The organism is Ruegeria sp. L12, assembly GCF_056531745.1.
This window is the reverse complement of record NZ_JBQFMH010000003.1, coordinates 449,447-475,310: the sequence shown is the minus strand read 5'-3', so window position 1 is coordinate 475,310 and position 25,864 is coordinate 449,447. Positions and strand designations below refer to the sequence as shown.

At 59.0% G+C, this 25,864-nt stretch carries 18 protein-coding genes and 1 tRNA gene; 7 read left to right on the top strand and 12 right to left on the bottom strand.

Going from position 1 to position 25,864, the window contains the following annotated elements; translation table 11 throughout:
- Positions 1 to 95 precede the first annotated feature (95 nt).
- Complete coding sequence (locus ACR0K9_RS07690; RefSeq protein WP_480822043.1) at positions 96 to 749, bottom strand: protein-L-isoaspartate O-methyltransferase family protein; 654 nt, start codon at positions 747 to 749, stop codon at positions 96 to 98.
- A 225-nt stretch (positions 750 to 974) separates the two neighbouring features.
- Here ACR0K9_RS07690 and ACR0K9_RS07685 point away from each other — a divergent pair.
- Together ACR0K9_RS07685 and ACR0K9_RS07680 are read left to right on the top strand one after the other, a co-directional pair.
- Positions 975 to 1,048, top strand: a tRNA-Cys gene (locus tag ACR0K9_RS07685).
- A gap of 234 nt (positions 1,049 to 1,282) precedes the next feature.
- Positions 1,283 to 3,139 carry an SLC13 family permease gene (locus tag ACR0K9_RS07680; protein WP_480822087.1) on the top strand — a complete coding sequence of 619 codons (1,857 nt, stop codon included), beginning with the start codon at positions 1,283 to 1,285 and terminating at the stop codon, positions 3,137 to 3,139.
- Between the two features lie 17 nt (positions 3,140 to 3,156).
- Here the strand turns inward: ACR0K9_RS07680 and ACR0K9_RS07675 are convergent, their stop codons facing one another.
- The 6 genes from ACR0K9_RS07675 to ACR0K9_RS07650 form a co-directional block, all read right to left on the bottom strand.
- Positions 3,157 to 4,074: a hypothetical protein gene (locus ACR0K9_RS07675; RefSeq protein ID WP_480822041.1), complete on the bottom strand. Its 918-nt coding sequence runs from the start codon at positions 4,072 to 4,074 to the stop codon at positions 3,157 to 3,159.
- 10 nt (positions 4,075 to 4,084) lie between these two features.
- Positions 4,085 to 5,398: a TRAP transporter large permease gene (locus ACR0K9_RS07670; RefSeq protein ID WP_480529792.1), complete on the bottom strand. Its 1,314-nt coding sequence runs from the start codon at positions 5,396 to 5,398 to the stop codon at positions 4,085 to 4,087.
- Between the two features lie 4 nt (positions 5,399 to 5,402).
- Positions 5,403 to 5,936 carry a TRAP transporter small permease gene (locus tag ACR0K9_RS07665; protein ID WP_480822039.1) on the bottom strand — a complete coding sequence of 178 codons (534 nt, stop codon included), beginning with the start codon at positions 5,934 to 5,936 and terminating at the stop codon, positions 5,403 to 5,405.
- A 67-nt stretch (positions 5,937 to 6,003) separates the two neighbouring features.
- On the bottom strand, positions 6,004 to 6,981 hold the full coding sequence (locus ACR0K9_RS07660) for a TRAP transporter substrate-binding protein (RefSeq protein WP_480822037.1): 978 nt from the start codon (positions 6,979 to 6,981) through the stop codon (positions 6,004 to 6,006).
- Between the two features lie 50 nt (positions 6,982 to 7,031).
- The gene (locus tag ACR0K9_RS07655) at positions 7,032 to 8,282 is read right to left on the bottom strand and encodes an NAD(P)/FAD-dependent oxidoreductase (RefSeq protein ID WP_480822035.1); all 1,251 of its coding nucleotides are present in this window, start codon (positions 8,280 to 8,282) and stop codon (positions 7,032 to 7,034) included.
- Entirely contained in the window at positions 8,279 to 9,412 is a 1,134-nt protein-coding gene (locus ACR0K9_RS07650) for an enolase C-terminal domain-like protein (RefSeq protein ID WP_480822033.1), read from the bottom strand. The genes ACR0K9_RS07655 and ACR0K9_RS07650 overlap by 4 nt, the downstream gene beginning before the upstream one ends.
- Before the next feature lie 97 nt (positions 9,413 to 9,509).
- Between ACR0K9_RS07650 and ACR0K9_RS07645 the strand changes: the two genes are divergently transcribed.
- A complete protein-coding gene (locus tag ACR0K9_RS07645; RefSeq protein WP_480822031.1) occupies positions 9,510 to 10,430 on the top strand; it encodes a LysR family transcriptional regulator in 921 nt (306 codons plus the stop codon).
- On the opposite strand, the gene ACR0K9_RS07640 is transcribed toward ACR0K9_RS07645, so the two are convergent.
- Entirely contained in the window at positions 10,391 to 12,085 is a 1,695-nt protein-coding gene (locus tag ACR0K9_RS07640; RefSeq protein ID WP_480822029.1) for a thiamine pyrophosphate-binding protein, read from the bottom strand. The genes ACR0K9_RS07645 and ACR0K9_RS07640 overlap by 40 nt on opposite strands.
- Before the next feature lie 112 nt (positions 12,086 to 12,197).
- On the opposite strand from ACR0K9_RS07640, the gene ACR0K9_RS07635 reads away from it, so the two are divergent.
- The 4 genes from ACR0K9_RS07635 to ACR0K9_RS07620 all read left to right on the top strand — a co-directional run bounded on the left by ACR0K9_RS07635 (position 12,198) and on the right by ACR0K9_RS07620 (position 17,584).
- The gene (locus tag ACR0K9_RS07635) at positions 12,198 to 12,902 is read left to right on the top strand and encodes a GntR family transcriptional regulator (protein WP_480822027.1); all 705 of its coding nucleotides are present in this window, start codon (positions 12,198 to 12,200) and stop codon (positions 12,900 to 12,902) included.
- Positions 12,899 to 13,609 (top strand): aspartate/glutamate racemase family protein, encoded by a 711-nt coding sequence (locus ACR0K9_RS07630; protein WP_480822025.1) that lies wholly within the window; start codon positions 12,899 to 12,901, stop codon positions 13,607 to 13,609. Before ACR0K9_RS07635 ends, ACR0K9_RS07630 begins: the two co-directional genes overlap by 4 nt.
- Positions 13,610 to 13,903: 294 nt before the next feature.
- Positions 13,904 to 16,498 (top strand): coiled-coil domain-containing protein, encoded by a 2,595-nt coding sequence (locus ACR0K9_RS07625; protein WP_480822023.1) that lies wholly within the window; start codon positions 13,904 to 13,906, stop codon positions 16,496 to 16,498.
- 30 nt (positions 16,499 to 16,528) lie between these two features.
- A complete protein-coding gene (locus tag ACR0K9_RS07620) occupies positions 16,529 to 17,584 on the top strand; it encodes a TAXI family TRAP transporter solute-binding subunit (RefSeq protein WP_480529812.1) in 1,056 nt (351 codons plus the stop codon).
- 18 nt (positions 17,585 to 17,602) lie between these two features.
- Here the strand turns inward: ACR0K9_RS07620 and ACR0K9_RS07615 are convergent, their stop codons facing one another.
- The 4 genes from ACR0K9_RS07615 to ACR0K9_RS07600 all read right to left on the bottom strand — a co-directional run bounded on the left by ACR0K9_RS07615 (position 17,603) and on the right by ACR0K9_RS07600 (position 25,542).
- Positions 17,603 to 19,183, bottom strand: a complete 1,581-nt coding sequence (locus ACR0K9_RS07615; RefSeq protein WP_480822021.1) for an AAA family ATPase — start codon at positions 19,181 to 19,183, stop codon at positions 17,603 to 17,605.
- Positions 19,184 to 19,641: 458 nt separating this feature from the next.
- The gene (locus ACR0K9_RS07610) at positions 19,642 to 24,060 is read right to left on the bottom strand and encodes a WD40 repeat domain-containing serine/threonine protein kinase (protein ID WP_480822019.1); all 4,419 of its coding nucleotides are present in this window, start codon (positions 24,058 to 24,060) and stop codon (positions 19,642 to 19,644) included.
- Positions 24,061 to 24,075: 15 nt separating this feature from the next.
- A complete protein-coding gene (locus ACR0K9_RS07605) occupies positions 24,076 to 24,537 on the bottom strand; it encodes a hypothetical protein (RefSeq protein WP_480822017.1) in 462 nt (153 codons plus the stop codon).
- 114 nt (positions 24,538 to 24,651) lie between these two features.
- On the bottom strand, positions 24,652 to 25,542 hold the full coding sequence (locus ACR0K9_RS07600) for an adenylate/guanylate cyclase domain-containing protein (RefSeq protein ID WP_480822015.1): 891 nt from the start codon (positions 25,540 to 25,542) through the stop codon (positions 24,652 to 24,654).
- Positions 25,543 to 25,864 lie beyond the last annotated feature (322 nt).

Sequence of the window (25,864 nt, the reverse complement as noted above, 5' to 3'; positions counted from 1 at the left end):
ACCAAATCCTCTCAAATCGAAATTACGCAACCACCAAGGCAGTTTGCGCCGTTGTTTTCAAGTAATCAAGGCGTCAAAAAACTTCTGTTTCTCAACTATAGCGAAAATGCACACTCAGCGCAAAAGGCAGGCAAAACCGGAGCACTGGCGTTGAAAGCAAAGCGCCAGGACACGCGGCCCGATGATTTATGGCCGATGCGGACAGTACCCAAATCACCGTCCATGAACAGGCAGACGATCCGACCCTGATCCTTCAGCTGATCCAGCAAAGCGTCCGGCACCTGCTCGACCCCGCCCTGGATCATGATCACATCATAAGGCCCGTGCTCAGCCGCGCCCTGCTCCAACGGGCCGGTGTGCACGATCGCATTGTCGGCATCCGACTCCATCAGCAGGGTCTGCGCCTCTGCCGCCAGATCTTCATCCGCTTCGACCGCAACCACCAGTTCCGCCATACGCGCGGCCACCGCAGTCGAATACCCAAATGCCGGTGCGATATCGAGCACCACCTCGTCATTTGAAATATTCACCGCATCCAGCATCTTAGCCAGCGTGCGCGGCTCAAGCAGGCAACGTCCCGTACCGAGATCGATCAAATCGTCGGCATAGGCAGCCTCGCGCTGGGAATCCGGCACGAAATTCTCGCGCTTCACAGTCAGCATAGCGTCGATGATGGGAAATTTGGTCACGTCCGAGGGTCTGACCTGCGTATCAACCATCGTAAGGCGTCGGGCCGCGAAATCTGTCATGTGATCGCTCATTCTTTTTCGCTCAGTTACCGGGCTTGTGCCACATCCGCCCCCCTGCGGCAACGGGCCAGAGTGCAATTCCGTCCGCGGCAAAAAAGTCCTGCCTGCCAGGCGTCAATTTTCCAGCCAAAGACCCCAGAATCGCGCGTTAACCTCTGGACCTTCATATTGAAAGCTGTTAGAACGCCGACCACACCACGACAAGTGATTGATTTCACTAAGAAAGGCGAGTTGGCGGAGTGGTGACGCAGCGGATTGCAAATCCGTGTACACCGGTTCGATTCCGGTACTCGCCTCCACTTGTTTTCAAATACTTAGCTCCCTCGTGCATCTCTTGGATCGTTCTCCGGCTACATTCGACGATGTAGTATCGCCATTCGCACGTGGGTGACATGCGAAGTGCCAGTCGTTCGCAGCTGCGGACGATTCCGAAAATCCATGACAAGTTGCCGGTCATCACCTAGAAATACAAGTTACGCTCTGGACGAAAGGATTTAGGGGACCGCGTGGAACAACTGACTTTTACTTACGAAATGGGCGTTGTTTGCGCCTTGTTGGCGTTCACCGTTTTTCTCTTCGTTTCGGAAGTTGTCAGGATAGACCTCTCGGCCATTCTTGTTCTCGTTCTGATCGGCCTGCTCAGCTATTTGCCCGGATTGGGCAATCTGGCGGATGTCCCGCATTTGTTTGACGGGTTTGCGTCGAACGCGGTTATTTCGATCATCGCTGTGATGATTGTTGGCGCTGGTCTGGACAAGACCGGGATCATGAACAAAGTCGCTGCGGTTATTCTGAAATATGGCGGCACGGCTGAAAACCGGGTGCTGCCGATTATTTCGGGCACCGTGGGTGTGATTTCGTCCTTCATGCAGAACGTGGGTGCGGCGGCGTTGTTCCTGCCGGTCGTCAGCCGGATATCGTCGCGCTCGGGCATACCTCTGTCGCGCTTGCTGATGCCAATGGGGTTCTGTGCGATCCTTGGTGGCACCATGACGATGGTTGGATCGTCGCCGTTGATTCTGCTGAACGACCTGATCCTGACGGCCAATGACGGCCTGCCGGACGATCTGAAAATGCAGCCATTCGGATTGTTCTCGGTCACACCGATCGGGGCTGCTTTGATCCTGACAGGTATCGCGTATTTCCTGTTGCTGGGGCGCTGGGTTCTGCCCGGCGATGCGGGCTCGGAAAGTACCGGCACGGGCCAGGGAACGCAGGAGTATCTGCAGCGGGTCTATGGGCTGAAAGCGGATGTTTTTGAGGTGGTGGTCCCGGCGGATAGCCCGTTGGTCGGTCATATTCTGGCCGATATCAATCACGAAGATCACCTTTATATCATTTCGACCTTCTATCGCGGCAAAACCTCGATGGTGCAGGTTCTGACCGCCGAAATTGCGGCCCCTTGCCGGCTTGCGATTGTTGGCAGCCGCTGGGTGGTCGAGCAGTTTGCCCAGAAATACGGGCTGACGGTGCTGCCGGATCTGGACATCTTTGTCGAAGAATTCGCCCCTACAAATGCCGGTATCGCCGAAGTTGTCGTGACGCCGGACAGCAAACTGATCGGGAAATGCCCGCGCGAGCTGTTGTTTCGCAAGACCTATGGAATGTCCCTTCTGGCCATCCACCGGGGCGAAGAAACGCTGAGCCATGTCGAGACCGAGGATCACGTGTCCACGCAGATCGGGCTTGAGAAGTTTCAGGCGGGCGACATGCTGGTCGCTCATACCCGCTGGGACAACCTGATGCGGATCAAACGGGACCCTGATTTTGTCGTGGTGACCTCGGATTTTCCGCAGGATGAATTGCGCCCGCAGAAAGTGGGCTGGGCGCTGGCCTTCTTTGCCATTTCGCTGTCGATGATCCTGTTCACCGATATTCGCCTGTCGCTTTGCCTGCTGACCGGAGCCGCCGGGATGATGCTGTCGAAGGTGCTGAGCGTCGATGAAGCCTATCGCGCCGTCGGATGGAATACGGTCTTTCTGCTGGCCTGCCTCATCCCCCTGGGTCAGGCGGTTCAGAACACCGGCACGGCGGCATGGATCGCCCAGCAGATCATGACCATTCTGGACGGTTGGCCGATCTGGTCGCTGCAGGCCGGTGTGGCCATTCTCGCCACCGCCTTTTCGCTGGTGATGTCGAATGTAGGTGCGACAGTCCTGCTGGTTCCGCTGGCGGTTTCAATCGCTGCGGCGGCGGGGGCAAGCCCGGCGCTGTTCGCACTGACCGTTGCGATTTCGACTTCGAACAGCTTTATCATTCCGACCCATCAGGTGAATGCGCTGATCATGGGGCCTGCGGGTTACAAGGTGACCGATTTTGTCCGCTCTGGCGGGGTCATGACGCTGCTGTTTCTCGTCGTTTCACTGGTCATGCTCAATCTGTTGTATTGAAGCGTCACGGGCCACTGTCAGGCGCGGTACATCCGGCGCATGACCAAAGGTGTCAGGTACATCGGAATCTGATACGCGCCAATGAATACCATGATCGGCGCGGTGACCTCTGGCGGCAGGGCCACGAAGAACAGCGCGATGTTGCGGTTCCCTGCGATCAAAGACACCGCCGTCGCATTCGCGGGCGTCAGACGCTTGCGCGTTATCCGGAAGGTCACGATCTGCGCGCCGAAATTCACCAGACAGGCAAAGGCGATCCAGAACCCGGCGCGCCATGGATCGCTCAGCGCCACAGCACTGACCGATGGCATCAGGCCAATGACAAAGACCGCCAACGTGATCGAGGCCAGCCCCTCTAGCTTCAGCAATGTTGTCTCGGTCGGGCTGCGCAGCAGCGTCTGGCGCAGCGTGATCGCGCCAAGTGTGACGATAGAGATCGTCAGGAACAAGCTGATTGCAGCCCGCAGAACCGCCCACAGATCGCCAAGTTCGGGCATGAGCCAGAAGATAGGCAGAGCCGTCAAGGGCAACAACGCCGTCCCGACCACGACCAGACGCATTGCGTGTTCGGCGGGATGGCCCATCATCATGCAAAGGTTCGGACTGCCCGAGATCGACGGCGCCGCCGTCATGATCAGCAGAGACAGCACAACCGCAGTCCCGGCCCATCCCCCTGCAAATGCCACCGATATGACCACCAGCGGCGTGAGGACCTGAAACCCGATCACCGTTGTCATGACCTGACGCAGATCGGCGAGCGAGCCGAGAATGGCTTTGGGCTCCATCCTCAGAATGGTCACGAACAGCAGCAGGGCGACAAGCGGCGGCAACAAGGGCCGCATCGGCTCGGCCAGTCCGGGCAGCAGCAAGCCTGCCGCCAGACCAGAGACCAGCACATAAGGGCCGTTGCGCGCTGCCCAGAGCAGCGGGCTCACGAGGGCCGCCCTACCCGCCCGGGGTCCCGCGCAGATTTTCGGGCAGCCATGTCGCCAGTTCGGGGAACCAGATCAGGACAAAAACCATCAACACCATGATCAGGAACATCGGGATCGCGGCGCGGGCGATATAGCTCATCTCGTGATTGGTCATGCCCTGCATAACGAACAGGTTGAAGCCGATGGGTGGAGTGATCTGCGCCATTTCGACCACCACCACGATGAAGATGCCAAACCAGATCAGATCAATTCCGGCATCGCGGATCATCGGCTCGACCACCGCCATGGTCAGCACGACAGAAGAGATGCCATCGAGGAAACAGCCAAGAATGACGTAGAACACCAGCAGGACCATCAGCAACTCGAACCGCGTCAGTTCCCATCCGGCAATCAGATCGGCCAGACCGCGCGGCAGGCCGGTGAACCCCATGGAAAGGGACAGGAACGCAGCGCCCGCCAGTATCAGCGCGATCATGGCGCTGGTGCGTGTCGCACCCATTAGGCTTTCGGTGAAGGTCTTCCAGTTCAAAGACCCCTGCCCTGCGGCCAGAAGCAACCCCCCGATCACACCAAAGGCGGCGGCCTCGGTCGCTGTGGCATAGCCCAGATACATCGACCCGATCACCACCACGATCAGCAGGATCACCGGGAGCAAGAAGCGAGAGTTTTTGACCTTTTCTGAAAAACTCAGCTTACCCTCATCATTCGGGTTCCAGTCTTTGCCCAGCTTCGAATAGATCGCGACATAGCCCATGAACATCGCAGCCAGCACGAGGCCCGGCAGGATGCCCGCAAAGAACAGTTTGGTGATCGATTCATTGATCGTCACGCCATAGACGATCAGCGTCAGCGAGGGCGGGATCATCAGGCCCAGCGTCGCGGCCCCGGTCAGGGTGCCGATGATCATACGCTCGGGGTAGTTGCGTTTGCGCAGTTCCGGGATCGACATCTTGCCGACCGTGGTCAATGTGGCCGCAGACGAGCCCGATACGGCGGCGAACACGGTGCAGCCCACGATATTCGTATGCACCAGCCCGCCGGGCAGCGGGGCCATCCAGGGCGACAGACCTTTGAACATGTCCTCGGATAATCGCGTTCGGTACAGGATCTCACCCATCCAGATAAACATCGGCAGCGCGGTCAGGGTCCAGGATGAGGAGGCCGACCAGATGGTCGTGATCATCACGTCGCCGACGGGGCGGGTCGTGAACAGTTCCATCCCGACCCATGCAACGCCCATCAGGGCCAGCCCAACCCAGACGCCAGTGCCCAGCAGGGTAAAGAGAACAAAGAGGAAGAGGATGATGACGGACAGGTTTTCCATGCTCTTACTCTCCGTGGCTCTGATCGGCCAGATCGCGGGTGATGCGGTGATCGCCTTTGAACAGGACGTGGAACAGGTGATCGGTCAGAGCGATAGCCAGAATGACCGCGCCGATCAGCATGGCGGATTGTGGAATCCACAGGGCGGTTTTGTCCTGTCCCTGACTGATATCGTTGAACTTCCAGCTCCAGAAGACAAAGCGGTAGGCGTACCAGCAGAAATACCACATGACGGCGGTTGCGATGGCAAAGCACCAGACTTCGAGAATGCGCCGCACCCCGTCCGGAACCGCATTCAGCAGGATCGAGACCCGGATATGGCTGCCCCGGTTCAGGGCATTGGCAAAGGCCAGAAAGGACGCTGCGGCCATGGCATATCCGGCGTAGTCCGGGGCACCCGGAAACACCTCGCCGGTCCAGCGAGCCAGCATCTGCACCACGATCAGCACCAGAATGGCGATCAGGCTGAGCGCCGCCAGAACCCCTGCTGCCAGATAGATGAAATCCAGTACGGACCGAAGCCCTCGCAATACCGCCATACCGTCCCCGCTGTGTTATGATTGGATGTGGAACGGGCGGCATGATCCGCCGCCCGTATCCGGAAGGTTACTGTGACGCGTTGAACGCATCGACGATGGCCTTGCCTTCGTCCCCGGCGGCCTCAAGCCATTCATTGGTCATGGTGACGCCGATCTCTTTCAGCTCGTTTGTCATCTGCTCGGACGCCGGACCGACAGTCATGCCGCCATCACGCAAACCTTGCAGCGTGAACCCGGTGTACTCTTTGGCGCGCCAGTTGCCTGCGTATTCGGCCAGCTCGGCGCAGCCCTTGATGACATTCTTGTTGGCATCCGAGACGCCCGACCAGACATCGGAATTGACCATCACGTAGTTGCGCGGCAACCAAGCGTCGACTTCGTAGAAATAGTTAAGGCTTTCCCAGACCTTGCGGTCGTACCCGGTGGAGCCTGACGACACCATCGAATCCGCCACGCCCGTCGCGAAGGCCTGACTGATTTCCGCCGCCTCGATGGTCACCGGCAGCATCCCCGTCAGCTCAGCAAGACGTGAGGTAGCGTTGTTGTAAGAGCGGAACTTGATACCTTTCATATCGGCGACCGAGTTCACTTCGTCCTTGAAATACAGTCCCTGCGGCGGCCATGGCACGGCATAAAGCAGGGTCAGATTCTGTTCAGCCAGCAGCTTTTCGATAGACGGTTTGGCAGCGTCCCACAGCTTGGCGCTGTCATCGAAAGAGGTTGCAAGGAACGGGATTGAGTCAAATCCGAACAGCGCGTTTTCGTTCTGGTGGCCGGACAGCAGACGCTCGCCAATTGGCGCCTGCCCGGTTTGGATCGCGCGTTTGATATCGGCACCCTTGAACAGTGAACCCGACGGGTGGGTCACAATCTCGATCTCGCCACCGGTTCCGGTGGTCACGCATTTGGCAAATTCCGCACCCGTGGCGGAATGGAAGTTCGATGCCGAATAGGCCATCGGCATGTCCCATTTTTCGGCCAGTGCTGGTGCAGCAGCGGTTGCCGTCAAAGCGGTTGCCGCCAGAAGTGTTGCTAGTTTCTTCATCATTTCCTCCCAATTGAATTTCGTAACTACGGTGTTTTTCACCGGCATTTTTATGTTGCGAAACGTGAAGGCGCATAGACGCCCATATTCGTATTCGGGGTTCTGCCCGCGATCATCTGCGCCAGAAGGCGCCCCGTTTTGGGCCCACCTGTCAGGCCGATGTGATGGTGGCCAAAGCCCATATACGCCCCGTCGACTCCCGGAATATCGCCAATGATCGGGATCGAGTCAGTTGGGGCGGGCCTATGCCCCATCCATTCCACCTCCTCCTTCCATGTCATACCGGGGAACACGGCCCGGGCATTCTTGCGCATCAACTCGAACGGCGCACGCGAGGGCGAAGCCTCCAGTCCACCAAACTCCACAATTCCCGCCAAGCGTATCCGCCCGTCCATAGGCGTGGCAACAAACTTGCCCGAGGCCACCATGACCGGACTGCGCGGCATCGCAGAAGGTTCTACTAATTCAAGATGATAACCACGTTCGCTTTCAAGCGGGACAGAAATGCCCAACCGTTTCGCCAATGGCCCGGACCAGACCCCTGCGGTCACAAGGGCTGTATCGCAAGGCACGGTCTCTCCGGCCGCGCGCACACCGATGACGCGACCGTTTTCGCGCACGACATCTTCGACGCTTGCTCGGAGTATCCGGCCTCCGTTTGCTTCCACATGCGCGGCGAGGTCTTTCACATAGCGCCCGGGATCGGTGATCCGGCCATGGTCCGGCAATCTGGCGGCAAATCCGATCTCTTTGCTGAACACCGGATCGTATGCATGGAATGCGTTGCCTTCCAGTTCTTCCCACTGAAACCCGTGCTTGCGCCGAAGGTTCCAGCCGAAGGCGTCGCTTTCGAAATGAGCGCGGTCATTGTAAAGAAACAGATAATCCGACGGCACGATCCACTTCTCGGCACCCGTACCGGCGGCCAGCGCTTGGTGATCGTTCAGACTGTCGCCCACGATGGGGGTCAGGGCCGCCGCAATCCGTGCGGCATCGTCTGCATTGGCATGGCTCAGATATTGCGTCAACCATGGGATCAGCCTGGGTAGATAGCCCCATTTCAGAAACAACGGCTGTGACGGGCTCAACAACATTTTCGGCGCTTTGCGCAAGAGCCCCGGAACCGTCACCGGCACGATGGAACACGAGGCCAGAACGCCGCCATTGCCGTGCGAGGTGCCTTCGCCCGGCCCGGCCTTGTCGATCAGGATCACATCATGACCATCGCGTTGCAGCCAGACTGCTGCCGACACCCCGACGATGCCCGCTCCGATGATGGCGATGGTCTTCTTGTCACTCATGCCGCCACCGCCTTGGCAATAGCATAGTGGTCCAGCTTGCCCACATCCGGCCTGCCGCCCAACCCCGGTTCAGTCGGGACAATGACCTGGCCGTTTTTGATCCGAAACGGCTGCTCCAGAATATCTTCGTGCAGGAAATAGGAGGCCTGATAGAATTCACAGCCCAGCGTAATCTCAGGGGTCGCGGCGATCATGTGGGTGCCTGCCAAATGTGCCAGACCGGCCTCGAACATGTCGCCACCATAGGCCGTCAGACCATGTGCTGCCGCGATGCGGGCAACGGTCTGACCACGTGCCAGACCACCGGATTTCATGATTTTCACCGACACCCCGTCGCAGATCCCTTCACGCGCCGCGCGTTCCATGTCTTCGGGGCCAAACACGCTCTCATCCGCCAACAGCGGTACGTCGATCATCTGCCGCAGCCGGGCCATCATCGCGAAGTGATGCGCCCTTATCGGTTGTTCGATGAAATCGGGGGCGAACTGCGCCACGTCGCGTACCTGTGCGGGGGCGTCCTCGATGCTGAGCCCCTGATTATAGTCCACGCGCACCGAGAATTCGGGATGGTTCTGCGCCAGATATTCCAACCGCATGATATCAAAGGCATGATCCCGGAACCCGGTCTTGAGCTTGACGATGCGGACGCCATCCTCGTGCAGCCGCGCCAGCAGATCGATATCCTGCGCAAAATCCGGATTGGCGATGGAACAGCTCAGCGGGATGCTGTCGCGGCATCTTCCGCCAAGAAGAGACCAGACAGGAACACCGCTGAGACGGCCCGCCAGATCCAGCAGTGCGGTCTCCAGCGCCGCCTTGGCCTCGGTGCAGTGGGCCACGGCATTGGCTGCGCGCGCCATGATCGCGGCCCGGTCCCCGACACGGGTCCCGACAACGACAGGGCGCAAATACCGGTCCAGCGCGGCATAGGTGGCCTCGGGCGTGCCGGTGAACACGGACCAGGGCGAGGCTTCGCCAAACCCCTCGGTGCCGTCTTCGGACCGCAACAGCAGGATCACAACCTCGCACGCGCCTTCGACAGACCCGATACCATGATCGCGACGGGACGTGACCGGCAGCTTCAGGTGCCACAAATCGTACCCAATGATTTTCTGGTCCAGGTCGCTCATTTCACCCTCTGTTGCCGAGCGCTAGCCTGCCTTGACCCCCATATCATTTCAAATACTATATCTTTGAGAATTCATCAGAAAAAATGATAGCTTAAAGATGTCCCTACGGTTTCGTCAGTTACAAGCCTTTCACGCCATTATGGAAACCGGAACCGTGACCGGCGCGGCCTCGGTTCTTGGCATTTCACAACCGGGGATCAGCAACCTGCTGGCGCAGCTTGAACGCGAGGCGCGATTGCCGCTGTTTGAACGCAACAAGGGCCGCCTGCTGCCGACGCCCGAGGCCGAGCTGCTCTACCGTGAGGTCGACACGGTCGTGCGCGGGCTGGACCATGTGGCGCAGGCGGTGACCGACCTGCAGAACAAACATCCCGGACAGTTGCAGGTCGCGGCCCCTCATCTGCTGTCATTCGGCTTCATGCCGCGAGAAATCGCGCGCTTTGCCAAAAGCCGCCCGAACCTGTCGGTCAGTTTTCAGTCGCAATATTCATCCAAAATTCAAGAATGGGTGATCTCGGGCCTGTTCGAGATCGGCGTTGTCGAGATGCCGATCCTGCACGACACACTGAACTATCAGGTGTTTCAGTTCGAAACGCTGGCCACCTTCCCTGAAGGCAGCCCGCTGGCCAAACATGACGTTCTGACGCCGGACCTTCTGGAAAACGAACCCTTCATCGTCATGGGCCCCGAGCACCAGACCCACCGCCGGACTCGTGACATTTTTCAAACCGCAGGTCGCACGTGGAGGACACAAATCCACACGCACCTGTCCGAAAACCTGTTGAGTTTCGTCAAACAGGGCATGGGCGTGGCGATGATCGATCCCTTTACCGTCACTTTCGACGGAGAGAGCGGATATCAGACCCGCCCCTTCCGGCCAGCGGTCATGCTGGACTTGGCAATCATCACCGCCAAGGGGCGGCCCCTATCGACCATCGCGCAGGCGTTTCTGGACCAGCTGAGCCAATCCATCGCGGCTTACGCCACCCATTCCGAAACTGGCGCTGCCGCATCGTGAAGCTGCTGCGAATGGATGTCGACCAGCGTCGGGCCGTCATGTTCGATGGCCTGTTTCAGAACCTTGGGCAGTTCCTCGGGGTCTTTGACCGTCCATGACTTCACGCCAAAGGCCGACGCCACCGCCGCGTGATCGGTGCGGTTGAAATCGACATTATAATACCGCTGGCCGAACCCGGCATTCTGTCCGGCCTTGATCCAGCCGAAAACCGAGTTCGAAAACACAATCGAGGTAATCGGCATATTGTGCCGGACCATGGTTTCGAACTCGCCACAGGTGAACCCGAAGGATCCGTCGCCCATGACGGACAGAGTCTTGACCGACGGGCGACCGATATGCGCCCCCATGGCGGCGCCCAGCGAATACCCCAACGCCCCATGCGCCCGGTTGGTGATGAACTGGCGCCCCGGTTTGCGCCAGCGATAATGCGCGCTGAAGTAGGGGCATGGCGTACCGGGATCAGCCACGACAATCGCATCATCATCGAGGATGTCCATCAGCGCGGCCATGACCGCCTCGGGGCGGATCGGGGTCTCGCGGCTCGCCGCGAGTGGCGCGAACGCGGCCAGCTTAGCCTCCCACGCTGCACGCGCCTTGGCGGTGCCGCCGAGGCTGGGCAAGTCCTGCCGTGTTTCCAGTGCGTCTGCCAAAGCTTCCAGCGCCAGCCGGGCATCTGCGCAGATCGCCACTTCGGTGGGATAGTTGGCACCGATCACCATCGGGTCGCTATCGATATGGATGACGGTGGCGTCGCGGCCCGGACTGCGCCAACGTTCGGTGGTGACCGACCCGGCGCGACAACCGATGAACAGGACTACATCGGCCTGATCCACAACTGCGCGTGTCGCCGGAACGCCTCCGTTTGATCCGACCACACCAAGGGCCAGCGGATCGGTTTCGGCGATGGACCCCTGCCCCGATACGGTGGTGGCAACCGGCATATCCAGCAAACCGGCAACGCGGCGCAGCGCACCTTCGGCCTCGGACAGAACCGGCCCGCCGCCACAAACGGCCACGGCGTTTTTTGCCTGTACCAGTATCTCTGCCGCAGCTTCGATTGCGTCCAGATCGGGTCCGGCACGTTCGGCCGGATAGCTGCGATGCCGCGCGTCGGCCCAGATCTCGGCCTCGTCCACCTGCGCCTTCTGCGTGTCAAACGGCAGTGCCAGATGCGTTGCCCCCGGCGTGCCAGTGGTCATCGCCCGGAACGCGGCGCGCACCATGGCCGGCAGTCGTGTGGCATCATCCAGCGAGGTATTCCACTTCGCCAGTGGCTGAAACAGCGCGGGCTGGTCCAGTTCGGTCAACGGATATTTGCCTCGGCTGGACGTCGCCACATCGGACGTGATCGCCAGAATGGGAACCGAGCTTTCGTTCGCCTCTACCACCCCCGGCAAAATATAAGTCGCCCCACCACCGGACGGGCCCTCGCACACGCCCGGCTTGCCGGTCACGCGCGCATAGCCGTCCGCCATATAGGCCGCGTGCCGTTCATCCCGGGTCAAAATATGCTGAATGCCATGATCCATACGCGCCAGCGCGTCATAGAATGGCAGCGTGGTATCACCGCACAGCCCGAACATATGCGTCACGCCATGCGCTTCGAGCATGCGCACCATTGCCTCTGCCCCGGTCAGATAATTCGTTCCCGTCATGGCCTGCGATTCCTTCAGATCAAAATTGCACACATGTCTGTATACAGTTTTGTATATTGATTTCAAGAACCACTTGTGGCACCTGTGAATCGCAATCGAAAGGACAGACAACATGGCGGGCCCGCGCGTCGATGACATCTATGATCAGGTCAAGGCGATGGCGGTCTCTTTCCACCTGCGCCCCGGGGACCGCCTGAACGAGGTGGCCCTGTCAAAAGAGCTGGGCGTCAGCCGCACCCCCCTGCGCGAAGCGTTGAACCGGCTGGTGGCCGAGCGGCTGTTCGATTTCCGCCCCGGCCAGGGTTTTTTCTGCCGCCCATTGGACGCGCAGGGCGTGTTTGATCTGTTCGAACTACGCCAGATCATCGAAGTCGCAGCCGTCCGTGCAGCCTGTGCCAAGGCCACAGACGAAGACCTGCGGTCGCTGAAAGATGAACTTTATGCCACCGGGATCGACATCACGGGCCTGACCGTCGCAGAGGCCGTCAACCGGGATGAGGCCTTCCATCTGGGTATCGCAAAATTGTCCGGCAACGCCGAGCTGTTGCAGACCCTGACCCGGATCAACGAACGCATCCGCTATATTCGCTGGATCTCGATGAGCATGGATCGGCTTCATCGTTCGAAAGACGAGCACAAACAGGTCATGCAGGCCCTTCTGGATCGCAACGCAGACGACGCTGCGCATATCTTGGGCAACCATATCGCCAAGCGCATGGATCAGGTGCAAGAGGCCGTGCGGCAAGGGATATCCAGCATCTACATGGAAGGGTCCGACGTCATTTCGGCCCGCATCATCGAAGAGGCGCAGGCATGATCGTTCGGGGCGGAAAATCCATCTACGGCGCGTCCGTTGGCATTCTGATGCTGGATGCGCGCTTTCCCCGTATTCCTGGCGATATGGGCAATGCGCTGACATGGCCATTCCCGGTGCTCTATCGCATTGTCCGCGATGCCTCGCCCGACCGGGTCGTCCGGCACAAGGCCGAAGGCATGCTGGAGGCCTTCATCGACGCCGCGCAGGAATTGGTCAAAGACGGGGCGGACGGGATCACCACCAATTGCGGATTCCTGTCCCTGTTCCAGAAGGAATTGTCTGAGGCGGTTCCGGTTCCGGTCGTGACCTCCTCGCTGATGCAGGTCGACATGGTGAACCGCACCCTTCCGGCAGGCAAACGCACAGGGATTCTGACGATCTCGGCCTCGACCCTGACCCAGGACCACCTGCTGGGCGCGCAGGTGCCGCAGGACACACCTATCGGCACCACCGAGGGGGGGCGCGAGTTCACCCGGGCCATCCTCGACAATGAAATAACGATGGACGTGGAAAAGGCCCGCGCGGACAATGTCGAGGCCGCGCTTGCGTTGCAATCAAACCATCCCGAACTGGGCGCGATTGTTCTGGAATGCACCAATATGTGCCCCTATGCCGCAGATATTCAGCAGGCGACGGGACTGCCGGTTTTTTCTATTGTCTCGCTTGTCAGCTGGTTCCAATCAGGGCTGACACCGCCGAGATATTGAGGATCGGGCCATTTCTGTCCAAGCAGGTGCGGCGAACTGACAAGCCTTTGCGAACGATGGCGAAGCAGAAGGCCAATATGCGTCTGCCGACAACAGGCCAACTCACGATCCGTGGCACCTATTCGACTCTGGTCGAATACTCTCATATCAGGCGAATCTGCCCATCGGATGCTCACGTTGCGAAAAAGACGAATTCAGTGATCTCAATTCCGGGCTGCCATCAGGGCTGGGGTTAGACTTTTTAATAAATCTGTGGAACATTTACCCTGCAGCTTTCTATTGGAGAGTGAGTGTATGGTCCGGTTTCGGCTGTTTCGTTTAATGATATTCGTTCTGGTTTTTGGAGCCTGGACGCCGGTTATTCTGGCGCAAGACACCGAAGATCCCTCAGCCAATACCGAAGAGCCGCCGCAAACCGCCGCGACGCTTCGGAAAATTCTGGCCCTTCTGGAAGAGGAAATAACCCGCGCACAATCCACCCGCGACACGCTGGTGGCGGATATTGCGAAGGCCGAAACCGAGCTTTCGGAATTGCAGGCGCAAATCACCTCGGTGGATTCTGAGCGGCGCGATAACGCCTCGCGCCTTGCCGAGCTCGAAGAAGCACGTGGCCAGCTGGAACAGGAAAGTCAGGCCAGCCAGTCTGCGATTGCCGAGCGGCGGCAAGAGCTGGGTCGGCTTGAAGCCTCCACCCAACAGGCCGAAGTTCGGCTTGCGGATCTGAATGTGCAGATCGAAACCGCCGCCGCCGAGGTCGGCAATCTTGAGCAAATGAAGCTTGAGACACGAGACCTTCAGACCAAGATGGACGCGGATCGTATGCTTGCATCCGAGCTTGCCACAGATGTTGAGAACCTGACCCGCAGCCAGCTTGAAGCCAACACCCAACTGGACGCGCTGAACGAAACTCTGGCGCAAAACAGGTCGGCCCTGGACAGCGTGACCGCTGAAATTGCCACCAAACAAAGCGAGCTGGATCAAGCCACAACAGCATTGAGCGCACGGCAAGCAGAGTTGAGTGAGGCCGAGACCAACCTTTCAGCGCTGCAGCAGAGTATAACCGGCGTAACAAATGACCTGACCCGCCTTCAGGAAGCCGTCGATACCCGGCGCACCGAGGAAGAAACCCTGACCGCCGCCATTGCGACCGCGACCGAACGCGAAAGTGAACTCCAAACTTCGCTGAGCGCGCTGCAACAGCAGGAAGCGGCGCTGCGCGGAGAACTGGAGACGTTGGCTGCGGAGAATACCGACAAAATCCAGAACGCCGCCGAAATCGCATCAGCGGAACAGGCGCTTCAGACACTGGCCGAGGAAAAGTCCGCTCTTGATACCGAACTTGCGCGCAACAGCGATCAACTGGACGAATTACGCACCAGTGTCGCCGAGACGGAAGCCGCGCTGCAGGCTGCCCTGAGCGAAAAATCATCCGTCGAAGCAGAACTGAGCACGGCTCGACAGCAGCTAGAAGCAACTCAAGGCGAGCTTGATCAGGCTAATGCCCAACTCAGCGTCTCGCGTGCGGCAATGTCGGAAGAAATCACCGCGCTGCAGGCTGCACGTACGGATGCTGAAACCGCAGCACAGACTGCGCAGGAACAGCAGGCCGCCGCAGAAAGCGCGTTGTCCGATGTTCAAGGTCGACTTGCTGCGTTGAGAGATCAGGAAGCCGCGACCGAACAACTGTTGACCGACAGATCCGTGATCGAAGGTGAACTGACGCAAGCTCGGCAGGCGCTTGATGCGGTTCGGACCGATATCGAAGACGCGGAGGCCCAGCGCGCCGCTGCAACCGAGGGACTTGCGGCGCTGCAGACCCAGACGGCAGCGGCCCAGGAGGACCTGACCCGGCAAGAGACGGCATTGGCCGAGCTGAACGCATCGCGGCAATCCCTGTCGGAAGAGATCAGAGAGGGTGAGCAAAGCAAGGTGGACCTCTATGCCTCGCTGAACGATTTGCGTCAGGAGCGCGAGCAAAAGACCGTTGAGCTGGCCGCGACCGGAGAAGAGCTTGCACAGCTACAATCCGCGATCCAGACCGCCCGGGAGGCGGGCGCGCAAGAGGCCGCCGCGCTTGAAAGCCTGCGCGCCGAAGCGCAGACCGTTACTGCGAGCCTTGCGGAAACGACCAGTGAGCGCGACACGATCAGCACTCAGATCGCCGAGCTTGAGGCCCAGCGCGATGCGCTGACCGCCGAGACTGCAGCGGCGACCGAGGAACGCGACAGGACGCTGGAGTTGCTTGAACAGGCGGCAACAGCCGAGACCGAGTTGAACGCGGTACTGGATGAGATTGCCCTTGCGCGCGACGAATTGGATCGCGCTGCCTCGGAAACCGCCGAACTGGCCTCGCAACGCGACGCGGTACGATCAGAGCTGGAAGAGTTGGCCGAGGCCAGAACGCAAGCGGCGCAGGAAACGGAAGCGGCGCTTGATCAACAGAAAACCGATTTGCAGGAGGCTGAGGTGCAGACGGCAGAAGCCCGGGCCGAGTTGGAGGCGCTGCGCGAGCAGGCCGCATTGTATCGGAACCAATTGTCGAACCTTGCCGCAAGCCTTCAGGCGCTGGAAGGCCCGTCCGTCGAAGTGGCGACGCAACCTGCCCCGTCCGTTATCCAGCGCGGGGAAGAGCCCGTCGCGGACGACCCGCAAGTCACTCCGACCGATGAGCCAACCGGTTCCGTGTCAGGGCCGCAAAAACCAATCGAGGTTGTGCGCGCGGCGCTGATTGGCGCACCGGGTCTGGGCAGTCTTTCAAGTGATGTCATCGACACGTTGGCCGCCGAACTGGCAAGCGGGGCGTGCGCCGTAGACGCACTGCAGACCGCCACCGGAGAGGTCAACCGTCACATGCTGCTCCATTTGGTGCGGTCCGGAGAGTTCTGTTAGTCTTATTGTTGTTTGAGAGGGAGGTAAGACATGCGTTTGTTCAGGCTGGGGAAGCTGCTGACCAGAACCGTCCTTTTGGCGGGCCTGAGCCTTATGTTGCCCGCGACCGCTTCGGCATTCGAGCGGAATATCCTGACCGGGGGGCCAACGGGAACCTACATCCAGATCGGAGGGGATCTGAGCGGGCTGGCCTCGGCCTGCGGGATCGACCTGAACGTTCGCGAAAGCGCCGGATCGCTTGAGAATTTCCTGGGCGTCCGCCAACGTCGTTTCACCCAGCTGGGTATCGTACAAAGTGATGTGCTGGAATATCTCAAGACCTATTCCAGCGAAGACCCGGAAATTGCGCGCGCCATTTACGGCGTTCGCATCGCGTTCCCGCTTTATAACGAAGAGGTGCATATTCTCGCCAAGCGCGACATCAACTCGCTGGCGGATCTGACCGGCCGCAAGGTCGCCGTTGGGGTCGAGGACAGCGGCACCTTCCTGACCGCGTCTCTGGTTCTGGATCTGGCGGGTGTCAATCCTGCGGAACGTCTGACAATCAATGCGGATACATCGCTGCAAATGCTGCAGGAGGGCAGCATCGATGCGTTCTTCTATGTTGCAGGCGCACCGACAAAGCTGTTCCAGACCGACCAGATCGACCCGGAAAAGCTGCATCTGCTGTCGGTGACCGACCCGACCCTGTCTGCCGTTTATACCCCGTCCAAGATCGAAGCGGGCACCTATCCGTTCCAGCAGGAGACCATCGACGTTGTGGCGGTCAAAGCGGTTCTGATGACCTATGAATATACGCCGGAACGGAACGGTTATCATCGGGCCAGCTGCAATGCGGTGGCCGATGTGGCGCATCTGATCGCCAAAGAGTTTCAAACGCTTCAGCAATCGGGCCACCCCAAGTGGAATGATGTCGACCTCAACGACATTCCGCCCGGCTGGAATATTTCGCAATGCGTGAATTTAGGTCTGAGCGAGAACTATCAGCTTGAGTGCGGGCCGGTCGAAACCGCTGTTCAACCCAATATCGAAAGCGAGGCAAACGCCGCCTACCGCGCCCGTATCTGTGCAGTTATCGGATGCTGAAACCAGTTCAGGCTGAGGTTATCTCAGCCTGATCTCCATCCAGGGCGAGGCGACTTCCCTGCCGTTTCTGTCCAATGCGATCACCCGCCATGTGCGCGCCGCTTGCGGAGGTCTCAGCCGTATGGCCGATGTTCTGACCCGCCCGGAATAGAGGGCGGTGTCGCTGAACGTAGATGACAGTTCGACGCGGTAGGCCATCGGATCGGCCCCTTCGCCGCTGGTCCAGACCAGTTCGACCGTACCATCCGGCATCTTTTGCGAGAACAGAGGTATCGGCACGGTGATCACGCCACCTTCCGTCGAAGGCTGCAGGTCCTCAAGACGTGCAGCGGCTCCCGCGATCTGAGAGGCGGCCCGGTTGTACCAGATCCGCGCAAGAGCATGATCTACAGGCACTCCTTCTCCGGTCTCATAAATCTGCCCGAGGTAATATGCTGATCGCTCATGCCCTGAAAGCGCCGCGCGTGCGTATCCAACCGCGGCTGCGTCAGGTGCGGTTTCCGCCAGATCGAGCGCAGCCAGATACTGACCCGTTGCCGTGGTCTCGGCCCCGCCCAGCGCTTTGGCAATGCGCGCGACACGCGCCTCGGCTTCGGCTGCGGTGCCGGGCAAAAAGCTGCGCGGTGTCGGAACATTACCACTCACATTGGTCGTACCGGTGATCACTTCACTCAACGGTGCCTCGGCCCGATCAGTCAAAAACCCTCCCGTCGCAAACAGATAGGCCCCGCCCCCGACCAGCGCCAGCGCCCCTGCTGCAAGCGCTGCAGCGCGGCCAAGCGGGCGTTTACCCTGTTCAGAGACCTCAGGCTCGCTCCGGTCGGTGTCCGAAGCGTTCTGCAAAATGCCTGCGACCTGGTTCGCCCGCGCCATAAGCTCGGCGTTGGCGGGTGTGTGGCGCTGCCCTTCGGCATCGCCTCTGCCCTGCCCCGCTGAATCGGAAGCTCTGACCAAAGCGGCGACCCGGCGCACCTGAGCCTTGTCGATTGTTGCTGGTCCGTCTGTTGGTCCGTGCTCTTTCAGCGCATCGCAAATGGCGTTCAACTTTGCCGGAATACCATTTGATAGAACAAACAATTCGCGTACTGCACCCTTGTCCAATTTACGATCCTGCAGGCCGATCCTTGCCAGACGCGCAGGAACATAACCGCCAACGTCCTTCTCGCTCATGCAATCCAGAGTAAATGCCGGGCCAACAAGATCCGGTCTTACGCCGGACAGGATATCGGCCAAATCCGGACGCCCGACCAGGACAAGCTTCATCAGTGGGCGCTGTTCCACAGCCTGATCACAGAGGTCACAAAGCCCCCCGAGATAGAGGTTCGACAATTGCTCGGCGTCATCAACCACAAGCACCGGAAACCTCCGCGCCGCATGCAGCGAGCCGAGCAGAGCGATCAGTTTTTCGCGGCTTTGCGCGGGGGTCACGGTGGGGCTTCGTTTCGGGTTGAACGCGGTCAACACATCCGAGAACACCTCGCCCGACAAGTGATCCAGACTGTCGAGCATCCGAACGACGAAGGCCGAAGTGTTTGTCGCGATCAGTTCCTGCGCCAACAGGGTCCGCCCGGTTCCGGTGCGGCCTACAAACAGCGTCACGGGAACCCGGCTGGCCGTCGCGAAATTCAGCCGCTCGCGCGCAAGCTCATGCGCCTGGCTCCAATAAATGGCGCCAGACGGTTCCGATACGGTCGCCCTTTCCGAAGAATCTGATGGTTGCGCCCTGTTGCCTTCCATAACCCCCAAACTCGCAGTTCACGCCGACGGTTCAGTGCAATGGCCCTCATCAACTCGAAGACCCAAGCCTGATGGCTTCAAGGCAGAAAGCCAATGTCGAAACGCTCGAAATCCCCACATCAATAAGCAGCAGTCTTACAAACCATAAACACACCGCAGCTGTGACTAATATACTGTCGGAAACGAAGTGGAAAATCTAGGCCGAGGGCCGATTCCACTGCAGGCAAATGCAATTTCTGCATTTGGTGACGTCCCCAGCGGTCCGAACGATCAATCTGACTGGCATTGCGGCGACAGGCTGGCTGACAATGCGACAGGCGCTACTCAAGAAAGCGATCACAGCTGGTTGTCGGCTTTTCGCTGCCCAGATACTGAACACGTCTCTCTGCATCGAATGATGGCGCGCTCAACATGCAGGCAATCGCCAGGCTCAGCCTGTTCCAGACGCGGGTCACGCCTTCTTCGCTTGTGGTCGCAAAGGACTGGCCATCGGGCGCAAGGGCAATTCTCCAGCTTGGGGCGGCATGCACTTTCTGCACCGGCATGAGCCGCCGATTGGCCACCGTATCCCACCAATGCAATTCTCCGGATCTGTCCACCGCGACCAGAGTTGCTTGATCCGCCAGAAAAGCGATATCCGTGGCGCCCCCTTTATGTCCGCCATAAGAGGCAAGTTCCTGGCCGGTTTCCAAATCCCAGATTTTCACCACCTCGTCGCTTGACGCCGATGCTAGTCTTGAATTATCGACCGAGAACGCAACACTCCACAGTGTGTTGTCGTCTGCGTCTATGACTCGTTCCAAACTGTTATCTTCAATGCTCCAGACATAGACCTTTCCATCGGCGGACGCTGCCGCCAATCTGGATTCGTCAGGGGATACGCTCACACGGTTTATGGCCGTCTCGGGCAGATCAATCGTGTGGACGATGCTTGTATCCGCCGCGTCAATCCTGTGAACCCCATTCCCCGTTGCCGCAAACAACACCGATGAGGCGGTCGGAGCAATGTTCCAGACGGGCGTCTGCCCCAGATTGAACTGATCCACAATCTGCAGTGCGCTTGCGTCCCAGATCCGGATATCGCCATCCCGGTCCCCCGAGACGAGATGCCGACCGTCTTGCGAGAACGCTATGGCCCAAACCTGATTTCTGTGCCCCTTCAGCCGTAGGGGTTTCATGGTCGAGCCCACATTCCAGACCCACACATTGCCATCACTGTCTCCGACGGCGACCTTGGTCCCATTAGGGCTGTATGCAACTCCAAGGGCCTTGGCCCCACCCGCAAGGGTCAGGGCGTCGCCCTCGCTGGGCTCAGCCGCGATCCGCCACAGCCTGACCTGCTGATCCCGTCCAAGTGTCGCCAATATGGGAACCTGACTTGCGCTATCGATATCCACGATACTCTGGCTATGCGCCTGCACCACAGATCCAACAGGCTGCAGATCAGAATCCTCCAGAAGAAGCGCCCCCGTCGCTGTGGCACCCACCAGAATGTCGTCGGTACGGGTATACGTCGCCGCAACAACATCATCCGCATTGGCAAAGCGCTCGACGATCGGGCTGCCCGAGGGGAAACCGATCGATGTAACCTTTCCGTTTGTATGAGATACCGCGAAAAAGCTGCCGTCCCGGCTGAAGGAAAGGTGGTCCGGATCAGGCCCGAGCGGGCCGCCCGGAATTGTCGGAAAAGCGGCCCTCGCGTCTCGATCCACCCAGCCGAAAATGCCACCGTCAACATTGCCTGCGACCAGTCCCTCCAACACCGGGGAAAAGGCCACTCTTTTAAAGCCAAGCGGTTGCTCCGCCAGGGGCGGGCCGATCTGCATTCCGTCGGACAGATTCCACAGGCGAACGGTGCCGTCGCCTGTCGCCGAAGCGGCGCGTTTACCAACTGAATCGAAAGCCACGCCGAACGCCAGATCGTCGCCGGAAAACAGCGTCGTCAACGGACCATACCGGGTGGGATCAACATCCCATAATCGTATGTCCCCGTCCGTTGCAGCCGACAACAATTTGGTGCCGTCCGGCGAAAACGCGATATCGCGGATACCTCCGGAATGGCCGACCAATTCTGCCAGAATCCCTTCATCCGCCCTGACACTGTGAATCACAATTCGCCCGTCGCGCAGCCCCACTGCGACCCGCTGGCCTGCCGGATCGATGTCCATGGTCTGGGCGTCGCCCACTGTCAGAGGGCTGCCCAATGGGATAAGACCGGGCTCGCTTAACCTTTGACGCGCCAACAGCATTGCAGAGCGCGCATCCGAGGTTGAACCGGCAGACTTGGCCCGAACGATGGCTTCGGCACTAAGGGAAAGTGCAAGCAGCGGGTCCGACTGGGACAAACCATGCGCCGCCGCACCCAGCGCACGCGCAAAACGCTCATTCGCTTCGGCGGTCGCCGCAACAGCCATCTTGCGGTTGCTCTCGGCAAGATTGGAGGCACGAATGGCCAGAAATGAAGCCGCCGTTGCCCCGATGGTCAGCACCGCCAGCGCCCCGGCAGCAACCTGATAGTACAGCCGACGCCGCCGCCTGCGCTGCTCTGAGGCTGCCAGCGCCGTTTCGCGCGCATCACGCGCCTGCCCCAGGAACTCCCGCTCGAGCTTGCCCAGAACGTTTTCGTTTTTGGCCGACCACTCCTCTGCCGCCAGCAACCGCGTACCGCGATACAAGAGGTCGGGCTCTCGGTTGTCGCTGTCCCACTCGCTGGCGTCATGCTGAATGCGCTGGCGCATGCGCAGATCGTCCCGGCTGTCCTCGATCCACGAGTGCAATCGCGGCCATGTGCGAAGAAGGGCCTCATGGGCGATTTGGACCGTGTTTTCATCCACCGTCAGCAGCCGTGCGTCTGTCAGCGCCTCGACAACCTTCCGTGTGGTATCCGGTGCGATGTCCTGTTCGACCTCATCTATCGGAAGCAGCCGGCGTGTATCCGGTGTGCCTTCTCCGGGGGTCACCAGACGCAAGAACAATCGCTGCGTGGCGTTTTGCTGGTCGTCGTCAAAACTGTTCGAGAACAGGGTTTCCGCTGTCTGACTTATCGCACCCGTCACGCCACCTGCTTCACGGTAACCGTCCAGAGACATGGTCGCGCCCTTGCGCCGGATGTAAGTTTCATAAAGCGAATGCGCCACCAAAGGCAGCGAACCGGCCTCTTTCCCCGCCTCGTCGACAATCGCGTCGATCAGGGACCTGTCCATATGCAGGCCAACCGCACGGGCAGGCTCGCTGATGGCGCGACGAAGTTCCGCACGCGTCATCGGCCCCACCAACAGTTGGTTTTCCGATATCCGGTCCGCAAGCCAGGGAATTTCCGCACAAGACGCATAAAAATCGGCACGAATTGTGATGACGGTCCGAACCCGACTGTCCGCCGGATCGGTCATGGCGGACAGTGCTTCTATGAATTTCAGTCGGCGCTCTTGTGTGACCAGCGTAAAAAGCTCTTCGAACTGGTCGATGCAAATCAGCAGCTCGCCTTCATTGGCCATGGCAAGACGACGCGCGGCGCTGGGATAGGCGATAAAATCATTCAATGAAACCTGAGCGGTAAGATGCGAATTGTCCCCGATGAGTTGGAAATACAAATCGGTCATCGGATCCCGACCCGGAGTGAATACGCAAACACGCCAGTTCTCGCTTCCGGGAATCGCGTTTGCGGCCACGGCAGGAAGCAGCCCGGCGCGCAGAACCGATGACTTGCCGCTGCCCGAAGAGCCGCCCAAGACCAGCATTCTGCTTTGTTGAAGCCTGCTGACAAGTTCTTCGACCAGATCTTCGCGACCGAAGAAATAGCCCGCGTCTTCGGACTGAAAAGCCGCCAATCCTTTGTAGGGGCACTCGACCCGGTTTTCCGATATCTGCGTGACCGCCTCGGATTCGGCCTCCCGCCGATCCCGGTCCAGCGCGTCGTTCATCGCATCGCGCCAGGAAACCATTTCCCGAAACCGCGCTTCGGGGTCCAGCGCCATTCCGTGTTCGATGCAATCGCGCCACATCTCGGGCAGTCCGGGCAGGTTCTCGGAAATACGATGAAATGGCGGCGGCGCGCGGCCCGTTAACACATGCCACATCAGCGCCGTCGCCGAATAGATATCGGTCATCGGAGTAACAGGTTGTCCGCTTTCAACCTGTTCCGGCGCTTGATAAAGCGGCGTCCCGGCCATCATCGTTGCCCCGGTCACACCGATCGCCATGTCCTTTGCGATCCCCAGATCGGCCAGAAACACTCTTTCGTCTTGCTCGACCAGCGCAGTGAAGATGTCCGTAGTCTCATGATCCACCGGGCGCTTGATACGTTGTAAAAGCACATTGGCGGGCTTGATGTCGCGATGCACGACATTGGCATCGTGGACCGCGGCCAGACCATCGGCGAGCGCGTCAATCAAAACACCCACGCCTTCGCGTCGCGCCAAAACCGCCGGTTCAAGACGTTTGAGGCGTTCGGCCAAAGTGCCCCTGTCCGCATAGTCCATGACAAAATAGGGGCGCCCATCTTCCAGCCTACCCACATCGTGAACAGACACGACACGCGGAGACCGAATGCGCCTCAGCAACCGGGCTTCTTCAAGGAAATGACTTATGACCTTGTCATTGGCAGCAAGATTGGCGTGCAAGATCTTGAGTGTGACGGGGACTTCCAGTTCTTCGTCCCGCGCCAGAACGACGGCCGCAAAGCCGCCGCTGGCAATTTCCCGTTCTACGGCATAACGGCCTATAAAAGCAGGGAAACTCATGACAGGACCCTTGCTTCAGAGATGCTCCTGCACGTCAACACAATGATACTTGGTCGCGTCCAGAATATTGTGGTCTCTGTCGGCGGCGGTGACGCACATTGTCGTAGCCCCCTCCCGCGCGGATGTTGAGGCCGCTTCCTTGGTCACATAGGTGGGATAATCGTCGTGCCGGTGCCATCGGCCCTGCTCGACATCAAACTCACTCTGAGCATTCCGGCCCACCTGCTTGACATCATAGCTTTCGCCCCACCACGCATGAAGGTGGTTCTTCGAGACATCGGGGTTGAAGTTTGCCTCATAAGTGATTGTAAGTTCATCCCCATTTTTTACAACAGATGCGATACGAACTTCGCACCCATCTACCGGGCAGGCATTTGGCATATCCGATTGCGCCGCAACCTCCACCCCGGATAGCAACGCGGCCGCCCCCAGGATCAAACCGCCGCGACACAACTGGTTCGAAAAAACAAATGGCATGCTTCCCTCCTGAACTTGTTGAAATCAAGACTGCAGGGCGATCCTAGCACGAAACGGATATATCTTTCTGAGACTTTCACCACAGAACCCGGAAACCTGCTTCCAAAAAAGCAGCTATCGACGCACGATTTCAAATTCCAAGGGTCGGGCGTCTGCGTGCTGGCACGGCAGAGACAGCGAAATCAGACCGCTGCCTGCCAACATAATCGCTTCGCGCTTCAATTGAATTTCCCTTGCGTCTTCAAACTTTACATAGGTCCCCGATGAGCTGCGATCTGTCAGCATGAGTTTGCCATTTTTCATGCTCAGTACCGCGTGCAGCCGCGATACCCACGGTTGAGGCAAAACCACATCGCATTGTTTCGACCTGCCGATTTTAAGCTCACCTCCCTCACGGCAACGCCACGAACGGTCGTCGTGATACAGGATCAGGGCAAAGTTATCGCTCTGATCATCCGAGTTTGCGCCGCGGCCCACCTGAGTTGGCGGGTGCAAAACGGTGCTCAGCCCATCTGTGGGCACCTGCATGGAATAGGCTCTCACAGGATCGCTCACCCCTTTCAGGCGAAGCGGTCCAATTGGCGTAAGTATCTGCTTCAACTCGGCGCTCAGGTTGTTTGCAACACTCTCGCTGATGCAAACCTCGCCCGGGTTCGCGGCAGCCGCCAGTCTGGCCGTCAGATTAACGGTTTCGCCGAATATGCCATTCTCTGCAAAAACGATCGGGCCATGGTGCACACCTGCGTGAACGGACAACAAAGTGCCATGCGGACGGCTTATCATTTCCAATGCCGCCCTCACTGCAGCATCTTGATCAAAAAAGTAGCATAGGGCGTCGTCGCCCTTTTGTCCCACCATGGTGCCGCCGAAGGACGTGGCGACGTCTCTCAGGCGGTCGATTTCGAGTTGTATGAACTTCTGCGCCTGATCGTCCCCCATTTCTATGTAGAACGGAGTGCTGTCCGAGATATCGGCAATTATCGTGGTGGCGGGTTTTGATTCCACAGTGAATTCCGCGATCTCATTCTTGGAAATGATACGTCTTCAGCAGGCTTTGGATTATGAAACAGCGTAAAATGGCGGTGCCGGGAAAATCAACCTGTGTGTGCCGGTGCCACAGGTTATCAGGCATGTTTCGGTGGGAACATATCGATCAGACGACATCCTGCTATGCGCGGATTTCGGCCTCAATCCGACCGAATTCAATTCAAAGTTGACCAACCATCTGACGTAAGGGCAAGCTGAACCCATTAATCGATTTAAATCCGTGAATTGGTGGGCAATGTACACGCTAATCGCTAAAATCGGTCTGGCACGCGCTTTGCGT

Coding starts and splice junctions, on each gene's coding strand:
- ACR0K9_RS07645 (WP_480822031.1), top strand. CDS start 9,510: ATGTCCCTACGGTTTCGTCAGTTACAAGCCTTTCACGCCATTATGGAA.
- ACR0K9_RS07660 (WP_480822037.1), bottom strand. CDS start 6,981: ATGAAGAAACTAGCAACACTTCTGGCGGCAACCGCTTTGACGGCAACC.
- ACR0K9_RS07620 (WP_480529812.1), top strand. CDS start 16,529: ATGCGTTTGTTCAGGCTGGGGAAGCTGCTGACCAGAACCGTCCTTTTG.
- ACR0K9_RS07625 (WP_480822023.1), top strand. CDS start 13,904: ATGGTCCGGTTTCGGCTGTTTCGTTTAATGATATTCGTTCTGGTTTTT.
- ACR0K9_RS07630 (WP_480822025.1), top strand. CDS start 12,899: ATGATCGTTCGGGGCGGAAAATCCATCTACGGCGCGTCCGTTGGCATT.
- ACR0K9_RS07670 (WP_480529792.1), bottom strand. CDS start 5,398: ATGGAAAACCTGTCCGTCATCATCCTCTTCCTCTTTGTTCTCTTTACC.
- ACR0K9_RS07655 (WP_480822035.1), bottom strand. CDS start 8,282: ATGAGTGACAAGAAGACCATCGCCATCATCGGAGCGGGCATCGTCGGG.
- ACR0K9_RS07680 (WP_480822087.1), top strand. CDS start 1,283: ATGGGCGTTGTTTGCGCCTTGTTGGCGTTCACCGTTTTTCTCTTCGTT.
- ACR0K9_RS07690 (WP_480822043.1), bottom strand. CDS start 749: ATGACAGATTTCGCGGCCCGACGCCTTACGATGGTTGATACGCAGGTC.
- ACR0K9_RS07650 (WP_480822033.1), bottom strand. CDS start 9,412: ATGAGCGACCTGGACCAGAAAATCATTGGGTACGATTTGTGGCACCTG.
- ACR0K9_RS07635 (WP_480822027.1), top strand. CDS start 12,198: ATGGCGGGCCCGCGCGTCGATGACATCTATGATCAGGTCAAGGCGATG.
- ACR0K9_RS07605 (WP_480822017.1), bottom strand. CDS start 24,537: ATGCCATTTGTTTTTTCGAACCAGTTGTGTCGCGGCGGTTTGATCCTG.
- ACR0K9_RS07640 (WP_480822029.1), bottom strand. CDS start 12,085: ATGACGGGAACGAATTATCTGACCGGGGCAGAGGCAATGGTGCGCATG.
- ACR0K9_RS07665 (WP_480822039.1), bottom strand. CDS start 5,936: ATGGCGGTATTGCGAGGGCTTCGGTCCGTACTGGATTTCATCTATCTG.
- ACR0K9_RS07610 (WP_480822019.1), bottom strand. CDS start 24,060: ATGAGTTTCCCTGCTTTTATAGGCCGTTATGCCGTAGAACGGGAAATT.